The organism is Pedobacter sp. MC2016-14 (assembly GCF_020991475.1).
GTDB lineage: Bacteria > Bacteroidota > Bacteroidia > Sphingobacteriales > Sphingobacteriaceae > Pedobacter.
The window spans coordinates 97,273-112,663 of record NZ_JAJMPA010000004.1 but is presented as its reverse complement, the minus strand read 5'-3'; the positions used below and the strand labels follow the sequence as shown (position 1 = coordinate 112,663).

Genomic DNA, 15,391 nt, shown 5'->3' with positions numbered 1-15,391 from the left:
ATAGTGCAGTACAATGTCAGTATAGTATAGCGGATGCCGGGTGAATGAAAATACCTTTGATAAACGAAATCAGACTACAACCAAATATAATATGCTTAAACTGGCTTTATCAAAAGTTAAAATATCCGTTACAGCGGTGCTGCTTTTATTTACTTCGTTTCATACTTTTGGCCAGGATCCCTTTTTGCCTTTTTTAACGGGTAAAGCTCCGGTCATTTCTGAAGATCTAGGTACAGAGACCACACCGGAAGGGCTTAAGATTCATAAGCTGGTTTTTAAATCCAGAACTGTAGAAACCCCTGAAGGACCTAAAGTTTCATTGGTGTACGCAGTAATTGTACACCCTGCCGGTAAAGGCCCCTTTCCTGCAATTGTACGTTTGCATGGTGGTGGAGGTAATGCCGATATTCCTGCTGCTATAGGTTCTGCTAAAGATGGGTATGTATCCCTGGTATTGGATATTCCCGGTGTAGCAGGAAAAGCTAAAAGTCTTAAAAATACAATATCATGGGAAAAAATCCCTAAAATAGCTGCGAAGCCGACAGCATCAAATAGTGCGCTTTTTGACGCTGTACTAGCGTCTATACAGTCATTTTATCTGCTTCGTGCCCAACCAGATGTTGACAAGCAAAAGATCGCCATTGCAGGGGCCTCCTGGGGTGGTTATACCGCAACCATGGTTGCCAGCATTCTGGATAAGGACATTGCCGGTACTTATTCTGCTTATGGATCGGGTAATTTTTTAAAAGGAGCTTATGAAAAGAGTCATATTGAAAAGCTTCCCGATGCAGAACGGGCAGAATGGATCAAATACCTGGATCCGGGGTCAAGGGCAAAAAACATCACTAAACCGTATTTAATTGCAACGGCATCTAACGACAGGCATTGGTCATGGATGGCCGTACAAGCTACATTAGCCGATGTAAAAGGTCCAGTGTATACTTTTTATTCTCCTAATGATAACCATGCCATGAAATATCAGGGTAGCAGCCTGATGACTCCTTTCCTCAATCATTACCTAAAAGGAGGACCAGATCTCCCTAAAGTTATTTTAGGTAAATCAGAGAAATTAAAGGATGGCTCATTTCAAATTAACTATACCGTTGCAGCGGCGGCTAAACTAGTGGGCGCTAAAGTATTTTATACCAGCCCGGCAGACCAGCCTGTATGGACAGAGCGGATTTGGTCATCAGTAGATGCTATTACAAATGGGAAAGGTTACCGGGCAACAATACCGGCAGCGCTGGCCAGTAAGCCCCTGGATTGGTATGTACTGGTTACAGACAACAACCCCAAATTGGGAAAAGATACGGTATCGGTTTCTAGTTTAATCCAGCAATTAAAATAAATCTACGTCTAAGCAATTATACCATGAATGTGACTATTTTTCTTTTTAAAACGATTTTAAAAGCAGGTTTACTAACTGTTTTATTATTTACATGCGCTTATGCCGCAGAAATACCTGTGATCTTTAACAGCAATGAAACTGTAAAAGCAGGCGAAGTATTTGGTGTGCAGGGGCATGGATTTGGCGAAAAGCCTGAACTTTGGTACTCGATTGTTAAAGAAGGCGACAAAGTTTTAAAGCCATCGGGTCAGTTTAAGATCCTGAGCCAATCTAAGCGAAACATTTCGGCCCTTGTGCCTAATGAACAGTTGATTAAAGAAGGAAGTTTAATTGCACTTTGGGTAAAAAACGGAAAAGCCTTAAGCAAGCCTGTATTTTTAAATAAAGCACGTGTTGTAACCATAGAGTACGATCAGATTATGCCAAACCAAGCCTTACGCATATTTGGACGTAACTTCAAATTTGTCGGAAGCACACCAAGAGCGCGTTTTGTAGACCAGAAAAGTAAGGCCAGTTTTGCGGCAAAAGTTAGCAGTGCCGAAGCCTATATTTTAACGCTTCAAGCACCGGCAGATTTAAAGGCAGGCAATAGTTATAAGATCATAGTAAGCAATGGAATTGGCGGCAGTTTTTCTGAAGCGGAGTCTGAAGAAGGCATCAGCTGTATAGCTTCAGCAAAAGATCCCTTCGCCTTAAAAGTGCCCTGGGGAACAGAGTTTACCTTTGCGGGTAACTTATACAATGTAAAAACAGATCCACGCTTAGTATTAAAAGCCAAAGGCGATGGAGAAACGGATGACCGCAAGGCAATACAGGAAGCCGTAGATTTAGCCAGTAAAAATGGTGGTGGTGTAGTTTATTTCCCTGCCGGAAAATACAAACTGGAAATCCCGTCTGGAAGCGGAATTGTAATGAAATCAAAGGTTGTATTAAAAGGTGAGGGATTAGATAAAACTTATATTCAATACGGATTTGGAACGCCTCCACCATACCCAAATCCAATAGGTAAAGATGGCTGGCCAAATGCAACAACAGAAGGTGTGGCTATTTTATGGCCTTTAGAAACTACTTTAACAGGCTTGTATGATTTGTGCCTGCAAAACGTAAATACAAGTGGTATTTGGCGTCACAGTTTAAAAAATCTTGCACCGGCTGTTAAAAAACCCGGCGCTGCAGGTTCTAAATATTTTGCGGCCAGGTGCCGTTTTGATTTTGCAGTAGCATGGGGACTTTCATGGGGATATGTAGACCGTGTGCTGATTACGGATTGTATTTTTGACAGTAAAGCCCAGGTTACCTGGCCATGGTTATGGCATTGCAACGGTTCTACAAACTTTGTTGTGCGTAACAACAGGGTGCACTATGCTGCCGGGCGGTTCGGTTTTAACGACAGTTACAACGGGATTGTAGAAAATAACCACATTACCCGAATTGCCAATTTGGCCAATTATAAAGGAGAAACCGGAGGCTTTAATATAGATTATGCACAAGATGTAGTGGTGTTGGGTAACCGCCTGGATGTAGAGGGTGGGAAAATTGAAAACCACAACCAGGGAGAAACCATTTTAAGTCAGGGATGTAATGCAGAGCAAATGGATGTGGGTAAAGTTTCTTCTGCAACTGCAACTTCTATAACAGACACCAGTAAACATTGGGCACGGATTAGAATGGAATCTTTGGGTTCGGCAGACCATATTGCCATCATAGAAGGGAAAGGTACCGGACAATGGCGGCGATTGTTGAGTAACACAGCGAATACTGTTAAAATAGAAAAAGCCTGGGATGTTGTTCCAGATCAAACGAGCCATTATTCAATAATGCGCTGGTCGGCAGAAGACTGGCTGGTTAAAGACAATATTCTGGAAGACAATAACCGTGGTATTTGGTTTTACTGCGGAGCTACAGATTTGGCGATTGTAAACAACAAATTAGCCAATTCTGAAGGAATATATCTTCGCTCAGACCAGCGTTTAATGATGGGACGTTACAATTTAAGCTGGGATGTAAGTATTAATGATAACGAGGTTATAAATACGAATGGTTTTCGCCCTGCTTTTGTATGTAATGTACTGGCCATTGGTACAAAGCCTGATACCTTATTTGGTGTAGGAAGTATTGGTGTAGAAATTAGAAGAAATTATGTAAAAGCGCATATGCCTAACTCTGGAACTTTTGTGCGGGGAGAGGGTTATTTTAACGAAGTACTGCTGAAAAATCCAACTTATACTACAGGATCTCTGAAGAATAAGGCGACAGGTATTATTGGGACAATATTTGAAAATAATAAGGTTGAAAATGCCGACATAGGTTACCGCTTGTACCACAATATAGATCAAACGATTATAAAGGATGCCACTTTTGAAAATGTGAAAACCCCTATTACAGAGGCGAAGGGAACAGTTATATTACCATCTAAAACCAAGTAAATGTATTTAAAGATCAGATCGGTATTTTTTCTTTTTATCTATGCTGTCTTGTTTAGTAATATAGCAGGAGCGCAGGTAGTGTTTGAACCTATCCATGCGACACCACTGAAATGGAAAGCAGAGGGAATTTCTATCTTGTTAAAGGATGACCTGAACCATGCTGCATTTTCATGGCCGTTAAGTGTACTACAGTATAGAATAGATTTTACGGCGGCAAGTGTAAAGCAAAATGAATTGAACCTGACAGAGGGGCTTACTGGTAAAGAAGTTGCTTTTCAACTTAGTAGTCCAGTATTAAAAAATGGCATTTTGCAAGAAGCAACGCTCAGCTTTATGTCAGACCTTCCCTCCGGCACTAATAAACTATTTCGCTTGGTTAAAACTAAAGGTAAAAAAGGGAAGGACATGGTCGCTGATGTGGCTGCAGTAGCAGTAGCGAAAACTACCGACGCTTACCTGATTAGCAATGGAAAAATAAAGATAGAAGTTCCATTACAGGGTGCTAAAATTGCGGCACCTGTTAAACGTTATGGAAATGCCGGCAAATGGCTGGGGCATGGGGTACTTCCTGCAAGCCTCACGTTAGGAAAAATGACAGTAACTGAGTTGAGCGCAGGCCCAGTTGAAGTAGCTTACCTTGTTAAATACGAGTTTGGAAATAACAAAACATATCAGGTGAAAATTAGCCTGGCTGCGGGTATGGACTTTGCCGAATTGGAAGAAGAAATGTTAGGTTTTGACATTAATGAGGGTAAAGTATGGAACCTGATCTGGGACAACATTTCTTTAGATCACCGGTATGCCTCTACACGTTCTAATAAAATTAATACCAAACTTAAAGACACTTACGATAATTTTAGCTGGGAACCGATGGAAGGTTTGCCTGTAGCCGCAGATGCAAGTAAGCACCCAGACTTAAGTTACGATCAGCAAAATGGTAAAGATGGTAAACTTCCTTTTCGGATATCGCCCTATGACAATTGGATGAGCTGGTGGCGATTGCCTACGGCAGCATTCTGGAGTGAAAAAGAACATCGCACCATAGGGTTGTTTATCAAAGATATGGAGAAATGGGATGATGGATTATATGCGATATGGGGCTCGAAACAAAATCTTAACATCTGCTTTCATTGGAACAACAATATTCTTGACTATACTTTTCCACTGGTAAATGGTACCCGTTCTACTGCAATTGCTGCATACAATCATCAGAAAGACGTTGATGTGGTGAATAAAAATTTAAACTCTTTATTATACATCGATGATTTAAGGCGTTGGTATGGTTGGATGCCATTGAATAAAGTTAAAAACTGGGTCTTAAACTATGACTTGCCTGAAACAGGCTATCCGAAGTATTTTAAACCGGAAAACGGGGAGACTTTAACCCTCCCAAAGCTGGACAACCAATTGTTTAATGCACTCAAAAGCATTGGCACCGGAAGTGAGCGTGTTGAAGGGCCAAATCCAGTGGGTTCAAGGATTTATTACGATGCCATCATCCCTGCTTTTGATCTTAATGCCGCTAAAATGTCCAGCGAGCAGTATCGTAAATTGCGTGCCTGGCAGTTGTTTGTAGGCTATTTATATATGGATGAAACGCTTATGCCCATGCGTAAACTCTTAAGCGGCCACCCTAATTTTTTGGGTGACATTAAGGGAGTTGTGGGACTAATGGCATTTCTGTTTCCTAACCATCCGGAAGCGGCTAAAATGGCAGACCACTTTGAGAAAGTCGTAAACCTTAATTTTAATTACCATACCCGTCCGGACGTGCCTTTATGGGATGCCAAAGGTGGCAGGTGGACAGAAAACCTGGCTACTTATACCTGGGCGGCATTAAAACCAGTTTTGCGGACTAGTTATTTATTAAATCATAATTATGATGGAAAGAACAGGTATTTACAGCCAGGTGTTTCACAGTATGGAAACTGGTTGGTAAATGCTGCCACGTCACCAATAGCCAGTCAAAAAAACCGACGTTTGTATCCGCCTCAAGGTGCACATTCGCATGCATACGGAGATGGACCGCCAAATGCATTGCGATTACTTGGTCAGGAGCTTAGCTATTATAACCCCATACTTGCTGAAAACCTGCTGTGGTTTACTTCGGCGGAAGACAGTCCTTTTGAAAGTAATAAGGAGAAAGATAAAGCCTGGACAGCGCTGCTGCATGGCGAATGGGAAAAAAATAAAGGGACCAATCCACATTTAAAATCTGCCAAATATACCGGTTATGGAAATATCCTGAGAAGTGCTTTTGGTACTAAAGATGAAATGTATGTAAACCTTCAGCAAATTGATGAAGGGCCGAATTACCGATGGGGACGCGCAGCTATGGGTGGAAACGGGGTGATTTATTATTATGCCCAGGGAAAACGCTATAGCCATAACGGATCAGAGGATGTTGGCGATGGCCCTTTTGGAGATGTAGAACGCATTAGCAATTTTGGTGTTAAAAAAGCAGGGGGCTATCGTGCTCTGGGACCTTACCGCAGTGTGGGCAGGAACGATCTTACTGAACCTTTATATGACTTTGGATTTGCACAATTTGCCAGTGTGAAAGCTGAGGCTGCTATAGCTGCCGACTATCGGTCGCGCAGTGTGCTGCAATCGGGATCGGATTATATTGCAGTATATGACGACGTAGCGAGCAATGATACAGAAGGCCGTTTTTCATGGTTTGTGGGTGCGGAAGATGATTTTCCGTCTATTCATCAGGTATTACCGGGAGCTATTGGTCGTGATGCTGATATCAAACCTTCAAAAAGTAATTATCATAAAGACCCGGCTGTAATGCCTACCAAGGGACGTTACTATGATGGTAAAGGGAGTTTTTTAACTATAGTAACCCACAAACCGGAAATTAAAGTGAACAAAGCTGATTTTGGCTGCACCGTAGAAAAAGGCGATGGCAGTTTGGACCTTGTATTCAGGTCTGCCGGAACCACTACATATCAAAAGGATGGATTAGGCTTTACAGGCAGCTCGGGAATTATTCAAAAAGACAGCAAAGGAAATTATAGTGCGGCATTATTTGCAGGATCTAAAATTGAGGTTCCGGGTCTTAAAATAGAAATTAGCGGAGGCAATAAAGCTGGGCTAAGCCTTCAGCAAAATGCTGCTGGTTTTAAAGGTCAAATTCAGGTTGAGCAAGCAGTGCAACTTGTTCTTACTGCGGTTACATCCCCTTCAACATTTTATTTGGATGGTGTTGCTGTACCCAATATGCCAACTGACAATACAGTACGGATTAATGTTCTGCCAGGTAAACATACCTGGCAATGGAGCAGTAATGGCGTAATACCAGGAAGCAGTACCATAACATCAACCCTGGTTAAAAATAAAGGTGTGCTGGTAAGCTGGGCAGCTGTGCCCGGTGCGCTGACTTATAACTTGCAATTGAGTGAAGATGGCGGAACGAACTGGGCCACGGTGAAAGAGAACATTACTAAAACTGAGGAATCACTTTCTTCTTTAACCAATGGGACTAAAATTCACCTTCGGGTAATTGCAAATGCAAAAGGCGGAAACGGAGATCCCTCAGATGAATATCCTGTATATGTAACCGATCAGGCAGCACATGCACCGGAAGGACTTTTGGTAGACCTTACTGGTGTGCAAAATAGGATAACCTGGGGCACTGTGTTAGGGGCCGGGAAGTATACACTTTACCGCCGGATTAAAAGTCTGAAAACAAAAACCTCATTTACTAAAATATATGAAGGGCCTCTAACTGCCTTTGCGGACCAGAAGCCTGCAGCAAATACCATTTACGAATATGCAGTAACTGCCATTAACGGTAATGGAGCGAGTAAGTTTAGCAACATCATCGATACGGATCCATTGCGATTCAATAACTGGACGCCTAAACCCAGGGAAGGTTTTAGAAGGGATACAGAGGATCATGAAAACGGATTCATGGAGTTTAATCCTTTTATAGAAGATAAAAAACCTGTAATCGCCTATCCGGTAATTAAATAGATAATTATAGAAATATATATATGACAAACTTTTTTAAAGTTGCTTTGTCTGTAGGTTTGTTGGCTATGCCTTTTCATTCCCTGCATGCACAGCAAGCCAGCGCTAAAACTAATTTGAGACCAATTGAAGTAATTGAAAACGTTGCCGATAAAATTATTCGCGAAACGCCTTTTAAATTTCAATTGTCATTGAGGCCCAATACAAGTCAGTTTGATTTTATACAGCATGTTGACCTGGGCAGGACATTTGGCCTGGGTAAACCCGCGGTTGCCTATGCAATGAGCCAGCTGATTAGTAAAACCGATACTGCTTTCACAATTCAGGTGAGTCACAATGACGACTTAACCTTATGGATTAACAATGTAGTGGCCTATAAAAAAGAAGGACCTGGGAAAGTAAATATAGAACCGCGTGAACGTGACATTAAACTGGAAAGCGAATTCCCTGTACGGCTTAAAAAGGGTGTAAACAATATTCTTGTTAAATCAGAAACTCAGGGAAACGAATGGATCTTCTACATTCAGCCTAAAGGCGCGCTTATTGAAGACCGAATGGCCTGGGCACCAGAACTGACCATAGCCGGCCTTCCTGGCATTAGTGCAGATGTAGCGAAATTGACCAACTGGTTGGTGATGGGACCTTTTGCGGGCGGTTCGGCAAAAAAGCCAGCGGCTTACAGCATAGAAAATGGTTTTGAAACTGGTAAACTTTATACAGATGGAACAAAAAGCACCTCATGGACGATTCCTAAAATTGAAATTTTTGCCGATGTAATTGATCCTAAACCTTACTGGGGAACCTATTACAACTGGAATTACCATACAGGTGGCGTTGCCTGGGCAATGGCCAATTTATCTGAAGCAACGGGCACTCAAAAATATGATGATTATGCGAAACGTTGGACGGATTTTATGCTGGAAAAAAAGCCCTTCATAGGTTACCAGGTCAACACATTGAATGGTTTTCAGTCTACACACCATCAGCTTTTTAATACACCATTACTTGACTTTACAGCGGCCCCTTCGTTACCATTTATTCACAGACTGGTTACACACAAAGATTTCAGCAACCGTAAGGAATATGTAGATTTTGTAAAAACCATGAAAGATTATGTAATTAAGAGACAAATCAGGCTTCCTGAGGGTAATTTTACAAGGGAGACACCGGAGAAATATACCACCTGGGCAGATGATATGTATATGGGCATCCCGTTCATTATTCAGGCGGCACTTGAAACCAGTGACCCGAAAGAAAAAGCAGCTTTGTTAGATGATGCTGCTAAACAGGTGCTGGCATTTAATAAACAGGTTTTTGATTCCTCTGTGAACCTTTATCAGCATGCACAATATTCGCCACGTAAGGCAAAACTCCCATATTGGTCACGTGCCAATGGTTGGGGCATATGGGCTACTACCGAAGTTTTACTGAGGCTTCCGGAGAACCATCCTTTGCGTAAACAAATTTTGCAGGTTTATACAAAGCATGTAGATGCACTGGTTAAATTGCAGAATACAGCATCAGGAGCATGGCACAATGTGTTGGACCGCCCGGATTCTTATCAGGAACTTTCTGGTACAGCCATTATTACTTTGGGCATTGCCCGAGGCATTAATAATGGCTGGCTAAAAAAGGCTGCCTACCTGCCATACGCCAAAAAAGGATGGGCATATATCAATTCTTGCGTAGAAACAGATGGAACGGTACACAACATTTGCGTGGGTACTATGAGCAGCGAAAAGGTAGAAGATTATATGAACCGGCCAAAAATTGATGACGATTCTCATGGAATCATCGGATTGATTTTTGCAGGTATAGAAATGGAAAAATTAGTCAATAATGAAAGCAAGTAAAGTTCTCCGGGCTATAGCCGTAGTGTATTGTGCAGTATTGTTGCTGCAACAAGCCTGTTCTCCGGAGCGAATGGATCGCTTGACTTTAAGCAATACCTCAATGCTGAGCAGGGTAGATGAACCTATAGTGATCAGCAGGCAACAACTGGCAGATCTGTTTGGTGAGATTCCTTTTGGAAAAGTACCGGAATTGACAGATAGCACAGGTACGGCAATAGCCTCACAAACAGATGATTTGAATAAAGATGGCATTTGGGATGAACTGGTACTGGTCTATTCTTTTAAACCTAAAGCAGCTGCGAGGATCAATTGCCGTTACGTGAGTCCAGCCGATTTACCTGTTTACACCCAGCGAACCAATGTTCGTTTTGCGAAACAGGATGGAAAAGGTGGTTATCAGGAAATTAAAGAGGAAACTATGCCCAAAGATCATACTGTGGAACGTACTTTGCAACGTTACCAATTGGAAGGACCAGGTTGGGAAAATGATAAAATCGGCTTTAGGAACTATTTTGATTCCAGAAATGCCATGGATATTTTTGGCAAGAAGACACCCAAAATGATATTAGATAAAACCGACCTGGATGAAAAAATTGCAGAATACATGACCATGCAGCCTTGGGGAATGGATATTTTGAAGGTAGCCGGTTCTTTAGGAGCCGGGGGGCTAGCGATATATGAGGCTGATTCACTATATCGGGTAACCGGGGCAAAAAATACCACTTATAAATTGGTTTCCAGGGGGCCGGTTAGATCTGTCTTTAGGTTAAGCTACCTAAGTGTTCCTGTTGGCCAGTATACCTATGATGTAAAGCAGGAGATCACCATTTGGGCGGGCATGTCAGGCTACCAAAGTAAAGTGTGGCTGTCTGGTTTTACAGGGCAAAAGATTCTGGTGAGTGGAATAGCTGAAATAAAGCCAAGCACACGTTTTCGCGTTGATAGCCCCGTCTTTACCGCAATTGGTACTCATGGTCTGCAGGCTGAAAGTGGAGATGCATTGGATATGGCCTTAATTGTGGAGAAGTCGCATTTTTTGGGCGACAGCGGTGCAGCCCTCTCTGGTTCGGGAGTTACACAAACTTATTACGCAAAAATACTTGCTAAAAACAATCAGCCTGTTACCTTTTATTTTATCGCAGGATGGGCGGGACAAAATCCTGAATACCGCCATTCTCCTTACTTTTTACATGAAATTAAGCAACTACAAATCAGGCTGGCTGCTCCAATTAAAATATTCAAACATTCAACCAAAATATGAACGCTATGACATTTCCACGAAGCATCAATAGCCTCCTTTGTTTTTTCGCAATTTCAATGACAGTTTGTACATCCTTTTCATTGGCGCAAACAAAGGCCATCACTGTTCCAAAACCAGACCTGGCCTTCAAATCCAGTGTCAAATTAGATAATTTAGATCCTGCAGCCTACGCAGATTGGGTAGATGGTAATGAGAAACCAGTAATGGCAAAGGAAGAAAAGGCAAAAACACCTCAATGGGTGCTGTGGACGGATAAGACGCAGCCAGGGCATTCTGGCGTTACCTTTGGATTTTCAAAAAAATCTGGCCCCCGCCACCTTCGGATTGGCTTCCATACCGCCATACCTGTTGGTAGTATAATCGCTGACGGAGGGGGGCGCCCCAGTGTATTGAAACCTGGTGCAGCTTATCCCGGTAATATGGCTGATGAAACACAGTGGATTCCTGCAAAAAGATTGGCGGACGGACAGGTTTCAGACAAAGAACTGGACAAAAGCGACTATGGAATTTGGGTTTTTCCTGCAGGAACCAAAACCCGGGCGCTCCGTTTTAGTCATGTGCCAGATGCTTCTGACGGCGCTTACGAAGGTTTTTTAACCGGAGCTTTGCTGGCGGAAGAGCGTTTCAGTAATATTTCCGGACAAGCTATTACTTCGGCTAAATCCTCTAATCAGCGTGCAAAACTATTGAATAATGGCTTAACTGATAATTGGGCAGCCTGGGAAAACATAGATTATAAGGAAGCTTCTCCAGCAAATCAGCCGGTGATATCTGCAGAAAATGCAGAATGGATTCTACTAACATGGGCACAGCCGGTTAAAATTAGTGGGCTTGTTGCTTTGTGGGCTGGATTTAGTGCTGCAGAGGCACAGGCTTTTACTGGCCCTGCCGGACAGCACCCCAGGGATGCCCGTGAAAACCAATGGCAGTCAATAGCCGTCTATAGTGGAATTGTGGGCACTACTCCTCATCTATGGCCCAATTACCTGGATTTTGGTAAAGTAGTGACCACAACAAGTGTGCGCCTTAAAATAACAGCACCATTAAAAGGTGTTGGAAATTTAAAAGACAAAGTGATGGAAGGGAGACGGGTTTGGCTCGGAGAAATTATGGCGCTGCAATCCTTAGGGAACCTTCCCCTTTCCGCCCCTGGTGGAGCTCTTGCTGCGGTTGCTCAACTGCCAAATCCACCTATTGCGGTTCCCTTCACCTTAAAAGAGGCAGGATACGTTACACTGGTGATTGAAGATAAAAATGGAATGAGGGTTAGAAACCTGATCTCTGAAACCTGGTTTAACGCAGGAAAAAATGTAGCCTGGTGGGATGGGCTGGATGATCTGGGCCGTGATATAGAAGCCGCAAAACATGGTGTTTATAAAATTCCGGCCAAGTTTGTAGTGCCCGGCGAATATAAAGTGCGGGGGTTGGTTAGAGGAGAAATAACCACTACGTATGAATTTCCTGTATATACAACAGGAACTCCTCCCTGGAGCACAGACGATCATGTTGGTGGATGGCTTGCCAACCATAGCGCACCCCAGGCGGCTGTGTTTGTGCCTGCGAAACAATCCCCTACAGGACAGCCAGCAGTATTTTTGGGTAATTATGTAACCGAAGGCCCTGATGGTTTGGCTTGGGTAGATCTTGATGGGAAAAAATTAGGAGGAAAAAAATGGATTGGTGGTGCCTGGACAGCAGCACCTTATTTGGCAAGGGATGCAGGAGAAAAAGCAGCAACAGATGTTTATGCATATGTGGGATCGGTATGGGAGACAGGTAAAAAATCTGGCGAAGCAGAATTGCGTATTACCGCATTAACCGCGGGCGCAGATAAGCCTATTATCCTTCATGCGCTGGGTCCTTTCGCACCCAAGGCAAGCAAATCAGACGAAATTGGTGGCCTTGCAGTACGTGATGGCATTGCTGTAGTAAGTTTAACCAAAAAGAACCAGTTGATTTTTATTGATGTAAAATTGGGTAAAGTTCTTGGAACAACGCTTGCAAACGCGCCTATGGGATTGGCTTTTGATTCAAAAGGCAGCTTGTTGTTTTTGTCTGAAAATAAATTGCTGAAGTACAGTAATATCAGTGATATCAATAAATTACCTGCGGTACAAACGGTGATCTCTTCAGGTTTGGAAGCTCCGGTAGGTTTAACCTTTACTCAGGATGACCGTATACTGATCAGCGACGGTGGGAAAAGTCACCAGGTAAAAGTATTTACCGCATCTGGAAAATTTGTCTCCGCAATTGGTCGCCCTGGCGCGCCTAAAGCTGGTCCATACGATCCCTTGCACATGAATAACCCTGCTGGAATTACGGTAGATGCCAAACAGCAGCTTTGGGTAGCGGAAAATGACTATTTGCCAAAACGAGTTAGTGTGTGGACATTGGATGGTAAATTAATCCGTTCTTTTTATGGCCCTTCAAAATACGGAGGGGGCGGTACTGTAGATCCAGAGGATAAAACTAAGTTCTACTATTCTGAGGAGACAAAAGGAGCAATGGAATTTGCGCTGGATTGGCAAACTGGTGAAAACAAATTAAAACAAGTCATTTACCGTAAAACGCCCGGTAGCCTGGATTTAGCATTCAGGAGCTCGGGCCCGGAAACAGCTTTATATTATAAAGGTAAACGGTATTTTACCAATTGTTACAGTTCAAATCCTACAGGAGGGCAGCCAACGGCATTTCTGTTTGTAGACCGAGATGGGATCGCGTATCCTGCAGCTGCAATGGGAAGAGCAGATGCCTGGGAAATTTTAAAGGAAGAGCGGTTTAAATCTGTTTTGCCGGCAGATGTTGATTTGAATGGCAAAGGAGAAAAAGTACTTGCTTTTTTTATGTGGACGGATATAAATGAAGATGCAGCGGTGCAAACCAATGAGGTTAGCTTTATAAAAGGAGCCGCAAGCGGTGTAACCGTGATGTCGGATCTCTCTTTTATTATCGCGCAACTTAATGGTAAAGCTACTCAGTTTGCACCAGTAAGTTTTTCAGCAAAGGGCAGCCCGGTTTATCAGTTGGGTAATGCTAAGGTACTTGCTGCCGGTATACTTTCTCCGGCATCATCTGGTGGTAATCAGGTACTCACAGATGCAAATGGTTGGACGGTCGCCGTTCAGGGAATGGCGCCTTTTCATAAATATTCCATCAGCGGAGCCAAAGATGGGAAAGCCCGCTGGAGTTATCCAAATATGTGGCCTGGTTTGCATGCTTCTCATGAAGCTCCTTTACCCTCATTTAGTGGTGAATTAATAGGCCCAACACGTTTACTTGGTGGACTAATGGACATCAAAGGTGCAGATTCCGGCCCGCTCTGGGCAGTAAACAGCAACCACGGTATGGTTTATGTATTTACCACAGATGGTTTATTTGTGGCCACATTATTTGAACCGATGCGCAGCGGAAAGCGTTGGCGGATGCCAGTGGCTGAAAGGGGTATGAGTTTAAAAGGAGTTAGCCTTGGTGAGGAGAATTTTTGGCCAAGCATTACGCAAACCAAAGCCGGCGAAGTGTATCTTGTAGATGGCGCCAGGAGTAGCGTGGTCCGTGTAGATGGCTTAAAAAATATAAGCAGGCTACCTGTAAGTACGCTTAATGTAACTACTGCAGATCTTGATAAAAGTCGTGTTTACCAGGTGAAATCAGAGTCACAGCGTCAAAAGGCTGAAGGCCGTGGGGTGTTGACCGTTGCTTTAAGCAAAGCAACATTGGTAGTTGATGGCAAGGTTGACGACTGGAAGGATGCAAATTGGGTAGATATTGACAAGAGTGGCGTTAAGGCCAATTTTAATTCAAATTCCAAGCCTTACAATGTTACTGGTGCTGTAACTGTTTCTGGCGATAAATTATATGTGGCCTACCGTACAGGAGATGCAGAACTGCTTAAAAATACAGGTGAAATGCCAGTTGCGCCTTTTAAAACCGGCGGAGCATTAGATCTAATGATTGGTGCGGATGCAACTGCAAAATCAGATCGCAGTTCTCCCGTGGCTGGAGACATACGTTTATTAGTTACCCTGGTTAAAGGTAAACCTAAGGCTTTGCTTTACCGCGCAGTAGTTGCGGGTAGTAAAGCTGCCGACAGAGTTCCCTTTGCCTCTCCTTGGCGTACCATTACTTTTGACGGTGTGGAAGATGTGACAGCACAACTTAGTTTTGCTGCCGGTAAAAATGGAGATTACGAAATTTCTGTGCCATTGTCAGTATTGAACCTTAAGCCAATGCCCGGCATGCTGATTAAAGGTGATATCGGTATTTTACGTGGCGATGGTGCACAGACCATTTCAAGGGTGTACTGGAGCAATAAGGCTACTGGAATTGTTTCTGACGTGCCTGCTGAAGCAGAATTAAGTCCCGGATTATGGGGTACATGGGAATTTAAATGATTTAGGGAGGCGTTTGTTAAGCCTGTACATTAAAATGGGATTATGGTACAGTTCATTTTAATGTACAGGCAGTACTTTTATACTAATTCAATCGCCCTACAAATCGATGAAGCAATATTAATTTAACCAAATAA

At 43.0% G+C, this 15,391-nt stretch carries 6 protein-coding genes; all 6 read left to right on the top strand.

What is annotated here, in order from left to right; translation table 11 throughout:
- Nucleotides 1-40: 40 nt before the first annotated feature.
- From LPB86_RS19000 to LPB86_RS18975, 6 genes are read left to right on the top strand one after another with little or no spacing between them, the layout of a single operon-like run.
- Nucleotides 41-1,348 (top strand): acetylxylan esterase, encoded by a 1,308-nt coding sequence (locus LPB86_RS19000; RefSeq protein ID WP_230692995.1) that lies wholly within the window; start codon nucleotides 41-43, stop codon nucleotides 1,346-1,348.
- 23 nt (nucleotides 1,349-1,371) lie between these two features.
- Nucleotides 1,372-3,774, top strand: coding sequence for a glycosyl hydrolase family 28-related protein (locus LPB86_RS18995; RefSeq protein WP_230692994.1), 2,403 nt, complete (start codon nucleotides 1,372-1,374; stop codon nucleotides 3,772-3,774).
- Nucleotides 3,775-7,755: a fibronectin type III domain-containing protein gene (locus tag LPB86_RS18990; RefSeq protein WP_230692993.1), complete on the top strand. Its 3,981-nt coding sequence runs from the start codon at nucleotides 3,775-3,777 to the stop codon at nucleotides 7,753-7,755.
- A 20-nt stretch (nucleotides 7,756-7,775) separates the two neighbouring features.
- Complete coding sequence (locus tag LPB86_RS18985; RefSeq protein WP_230692992.1) at nucleotides 7,776-9,605, top strand: glycoside hydrolase family 105 protein; 1,830 nt, start codon at nucleotides 7,776-7,778, stop codon at nucleotides 9,603-9,605.
- Entirely contained in the window at nucleotides 9,592-10,866 is a 1,275-nt protein-coding gene (locus tag LPB86_RS18980) for a DUF4861 family protein (RefSeq protein ID WP_230692991.1), read from the top strand. Before LPB86_RS18985 ends, LPB86_RS18980 begins: the two co-directional genes overlap by 14 nt.
- Before the next feature lie 5 nt (nucleotides 10,867-10,871).
- Nucleotides 10,872-15,257: a hypothetical protein gene (locus LPB86_RS18975; protein ID WP_230692990.1), complete on the top strand. Its 4,386-nt coding sequence runs from the start codon at nucleotides 10,872-10,874 to the stop codon at nucleotides 15,255-15,257.
- Nucleotides 15,258-15,391 lie beyond the last annotated feature (134 nt).